This window comes from Pseudomonas sp. (assembly GCF_030696055.1).
Lineage (GTDB): Bacteria > Pseudomonadota > Gammaproteobacteria > Pseudomonadales > Pseudomonadaceae > Aquipseudomonas.
This window is the reverse complement of record NZ_JAUYNP010000078.1, coordinates 1-4604: the sequence shown is the minus strand read 5'-3', so window position 1 is coordinate 4604 and position 4604 is coordinate 1. Positions and strand designations below refer to the sequence as shown.

Here is a 4604-nt window from a genome sequence, read left to right as displayed (position 1 = left end):
AGCGCCGCCAGGGAGGTGGACTTGCCCGAACCGGTGCCGCCGACGAACAACACCAGGCCGCGCTTCTCCATAATGGTCTTGAGCAGCACTTCGGGCAGCTTCAAGTCCTCGAACTTGGGGATTTCCATTTTGATATTGCGCGCGACAATCGACACTTCGTTGCGCTGCTTGAATATATTGATGCGAAAACGCCCCACGCCGGGAATGGAGATCGCCAGGTTCATCTCCAGCTCGCGCTCGAACTCTAGGCGCTGGGCGCCATCCATGATCGACTCGGCAACGGCTGCCACATCGCCACTTTTCAGCGGCTCCTGGCTCAAGGCCTTGAGCACGCCATTGAACTTGGCGCAGGGCGGTGCCCCCGTGGACAGGTAGAGGTCGGAACCATCCTGACTGGAGAGGATGTTCAGCATTGCGGTGAGGTCCATGGCGAGCAGATCCGTCGAGGTTGAATTAATACGTTAGGCCAAGATCGACCCTGTTTCCGCCTCAATAAAGCGGCAAGTAACTGACGTCATTCTGATGGCGCTACAAATGCTGGCACAATAGCGGCTCGGTAAATTTATGGCCTGCCATCCCTGGCGGCCACCCTCCGGGCCGCCGCTGCGCGACGTTAAAAATGGCTCCCGGCCATTTTTTGAGGAGTCAATCTTTGAGGAGCCCAATATGACCAAGGCAATGTGCCGCCATATTCTGGTCAAGACCGAGGCGGAGGCCGCCGCGCTGAAGAAGCGCATAGCGGCTGGCGAGGCCTTCGATGTGCTGGCGCGCAAGTACTCCACCTGCCCGTCCGGCAAAAAAGGCGGCGACCTGGGCGAGGTGCGCCCTGGGCAAATGGTCCGGGCGATCGATCAGGTGATTTTCAAGAAGCCGGTGCGTGAAGTGCACGGCCCGATCAAGAGCCAGTTTGGCTATCATCTGGTGCAGATTTTCTATCGGGAGTGAAACATGACACCTGCCCAAGTCGCCGCCATCTGCTTGAGCCTGCCCGGTGCCCGCGAGGACATCAAATGGGGCGGTGTGCGGGTATTCTCGGTGGCGCAGAACAAGATGTTCGCCCTGATCCACCTGGCCAGCCACGACGGCCTGGCCTTCAAGGTCGATGACGATCTGTTCCTCGGTTTCTGCGATCGCCCCGGCATTCGCCCCGCACCCTATCTGGCCCGCGCCCGCTGGGTCAGCATGGACGCGCCCTACCCTTTGCGCGACGCCGAGCTGCGCGAACTGCTGAGCCGTTCCCATCAGCTGGTGGTCCGCAAGCTGCCCAAGCGCTCGCAGCTGGGCCTGCTGCTGTAATTCACCCTCTGCGCCCCACCAGGTTCAGGCAGAAAAGCCTGGGATAGCACACTCCACCCGTCCCATCTGCTGCCCTTTGCGCCCGTAAACCGCCACAATCGCGCCCCTTTCGCGCCCGTGCGCCCGCTTATCTGGACCAAGATTCGTGATCTCCACCGCCAATATCACCATGCAATGTTTTTGGCGTTGGCAGGAGGACGGCAGGTCAGCATTTACGCAGCTTTGAGCGACTTGAAAGTACCTGTCTACACCTACTTTACGCACCAATTGGTACAAGAATTGGTACGGACTTGAATCTCCCCTCGCCCGCTCTGGGCAACTCACTTCCTTGAATTACCTCCCTCGTCCTCACCTACGCTTCGAGCTGATCTGGTACTACGACGTGCAGTTAGACATAGTCCAGCTCACATACAAACAACAAAGCGCCCAAGCCCAATAGTAATGGTGATTAGCCACCGAGCGGTTAATCAGCGCGACTTCCTCAAACCCGGCAACGATTCTTTCCGTGTTAAACAGCGCAAACAGCAGATGGAACATGTGTAGCTAACTGGGGGATTTTTGGCACTGTAAATTTGTGCGACTCAGGCACGAGGCAGCGCGGAGCGAAACCAGCGCCAGTGACGGACTCAGATAGCCGGCCAACCATTTACGACCCTGGTTGCCTACTTGCAGGAGCAAGCCTTGCTCATCCAGGCGGAATCTCCTGGCGTGCATGAATTGTTGGTCTTTGCGATCGACTGCATCGCTCCAACAGCACACTAGGAGGGAAGTTAGTCCCATCCAAGGAGGTCCCTTAGAGCAGGACTTGCGCAACTGGATTGCTGCCGCGTCCGGACACCCTCTCCGCAGCCAACCCGCCCCAGAACTGTCATTCGCTCCCGTTCGCATACCCCTGTCAACAGTTCTTAGAACCTGCTTAGGCACGCTATCGTTGAAGGCGCGCCATGCAGCATCGGCATCCCTATGCTGCCCGAAACTTCACGCAGCCAGCCTATAGCTTCGGATCAGACCACTACACTGCATAGGCAGCTTCAACCTTATTGATCAAACCCAGCAATGGCCAATGGTGGGGAATAGACGATGGACCTTAAGCGCGTCGCGGAGTGGCTCAGCACAGCGGAGGGGCTGGTAAAGAGGTTAGTCGTGTTGCCGCTGACCGAAAACTGACCCAGTAGAGGCTGTTCTGCCGACTGAAAACTGACCCAGGTGTTCAACTGCTCCTGCTCAATTTTTGAGCAGGAGAACACAGGGTGATCAGTATGGAAATGATGGGCAAAATCCGGCGGATGTATTTTCGCGACAAGCTGTCGCTGCATGAGATAACCAAGCGCACCGGGTTGGCGCGCAACACGATCCGCAAATGGGTCAGAGCACCAGAAGCCGCTCAGCCGGTGTACCAGCGTCGTGCGCTCTTCAACAAGCTCAGTGCTTTTCACGCAACGCTGGAACAGGCGCTGAAAGCCGACTCGCTGCGTCCCAAGCAACAGCGGCGCAGTGCCAAGGCGCTGTTGGCGCAAATCAAGGCCGAGGGGTACGACGGGGGCTACAGCCAGCTCACCGCGTTTATCCGTGCCAGGCGCGGGGAACAGGGCAAGGCGTTGCACGCCTTTGTGCCGCTGACCTTTGCGCTGGGCGAGGCGTTTCAGTTCGACTGGAGCGAAGAGGGCTTGCTGGTCGGCGGCATTTACCGGCGCATGCAGGTGGCGCACCTGAAGCTGTGCGCCAGCCGTGCGTTCTGGCTGGTGGCTTATCCGCGCCAGGGGCACGAGATGCTGTTCGACGCGCATACGCGCTCGTTCAGCGCCTTGGGCGGCGTGCCGCGCCGGGGCATCTACGACAACATGAAGACGGCCGTCGACAAGGTCAATAAGGGCAAAGGCCGGACGGTGAATGCGCGTTTCGCGGTGATGTGTGCGCACTACCTGTTCGATCCGGACTTTTGCAACGTCGCCGCTGGCTGGGAAAAGGGCATCGTTGAAAAGAACGTGCAAGACAGCCGGCGCCGCATCTGGCTGGATGCCCAGGACGTCCACTTCCACTCCTTCGAAGAACTCAATGCCTGGCTGGGTCAGCGCTGCCGCGCACTCTGGAGCGAGCTGCCGCACCCGCAATACAGCGGGCTGAGTGTGGCCGAGGTGCTGGAGTTGGAGCGGGCCGAAATGATGCCCATGCCCACGGTCTTCGACGGTTACGTCGAGCGTGCTGCGCGGGTCTCCAGCACCGGCCTGGTCAGCGTGGGGCGCAACCGCTACTCGGTGCCCTGTGAGTTCGCCGGTCGGTGGGTCAGCAGTCGCCTGTATCCGACGCGGATCGAGGTGGTGGCTGATGACGCACTGATTGCCAGTCATGCGCGCTTGCTGGATCGCGACCAGGTCAGCTACGACTGGCAGCACTACATCCCGCTGATCGAGCGCAAGCCGGGCGCGCTACGTAACGGCGCTCCTTTTGCGGACTTGCCAGCGCCACTGCGTCAGCTCAAGCACGGCCTGACGCGGCATGCCGGTGGTGACCGGATCATGGCGCAAGTCCTGGCTGCCGTACCGGTCGCCGGACTTGATGCCGTGCTAGTGGCGGTTGAGTTGGTGCTTGAGAACGGCAGCCTGAGTGCCGAACACATCCTCAACGTCGTGGCGCGCCTGACATCGGCCGAGCCGCCGCCCTCGGTCGAGACCCACTTGCCGCTCAAGGAAGCGCCTGTCGCCAACACGGCGCGCTACGACCGCCTGCGCGACCAAGCTGAGGAGATCGCTCATGCGTGATCTCATGGCGGAACTCAAGGAACTGCGCCTGCACGGCATGGCCACTGCCTGGACAGAGTTGATCGCGCAGGGCGAGTCGGCAACGGCATCCTCCAGGTGGCTGCTCGAACACCTTCTCCAGCAGGAACACGCGGATCGAGCCATGCGCTCGGTGAGCCACCAAATGAGCATGGCCAAGTTGCCCCTGCACCGTGATCTGGCCGGCTTCGACTTCAGCGCCTCCAGCGCCGACGCACGCCTGATCAGGGAGCTGGCCAGCCTGGCCTTTACCGACACCGCGCAGAACGTGGTGCTGATCGGTGGGCCGGGTACCGGCAAGACGCACCTGGCCACCGCGCTTGCTGTATCCGGCATCAGCCAGCACGGCAAGCGCGTGCGCTTCTACTCCACGGTTGACCTGGTCAATCTGCTGGAGCGCGAGAAGCACGATGGCAAAGCCGGGCGGATCGCCCAGGCACTGCTGCGCATGGACTTAGTCATCCTCGATGAACTGGGTTACCTGCCGTTCAGCCAGGCCGGCGGTGCCCTGCTGTTTCACCTGCTGTCCAA

The 4604-nt window shown here is 60.4% G+C and carries 4 protein-coding genes and 1 pseudogene; 4 read left to right on the top strand and 1 reads right to left on the bottom strand.

The features are described 5' to 3' along the window. Window positions 1-428: pseudogene (locus Q8Q83_RS04610) on the bottom strand (type IV pili twitching motility protein PilT); the annotation flags it as partial. 238 nt (window positions 429-666) lie between these two features. Between Q8Q83_RS04610 and Q8Q83_RS04605 the strand changes: the two are divergent. The 4 genes from Q8Q83_RS04605 to Q8Q83_RS04590 all read left to right on the top strand — a co-directional run. Further along, window positions 667-945, top strand: coding sequence for a peptidylprolyl isomerase (locus Q8Q83_RS04605; protein ID WP_305621536.1), 279 nt, complete (start codon window positions 667-669; stop codon window positions 943-945). A 3-nt stretch (window positions 946-948) separates the two neighbouring features. Next, window positions 949-1296 (top strand): MmcQ/YjbR family DNA-binding protein, encoded by a 348-nt coding sequence (locus Q8Q83_RS04600; RefSeq protein ID WP_305621535.1) that lies wholly within the window; start codon window positions 949-951, stop codon window positions 1294-1296. 1259 nt (window positions 1297-2555) lie between these two features. Further along, on the top strand, window positions 2556-4055 hold the full coding sequence (istA, locus tag Q8Q83_RS04595; RefSeq protein WP_305621538.1) for an IS21 family transposase: 1500 nt from the start codon (window positions 2556-2558) through the stop codon (window positions 4053-4055). Further along, window positions 4048-4604: ATP-binding protein (locus Q8Q83_RS04590; RefSeq protein ID WP_305621533.1), on the top strand; the 557-nt coding region annotated here is incomplete at its 3' end. The genes istA and Q8Q83_RS04590, both read left to right, overlap by 8 nt.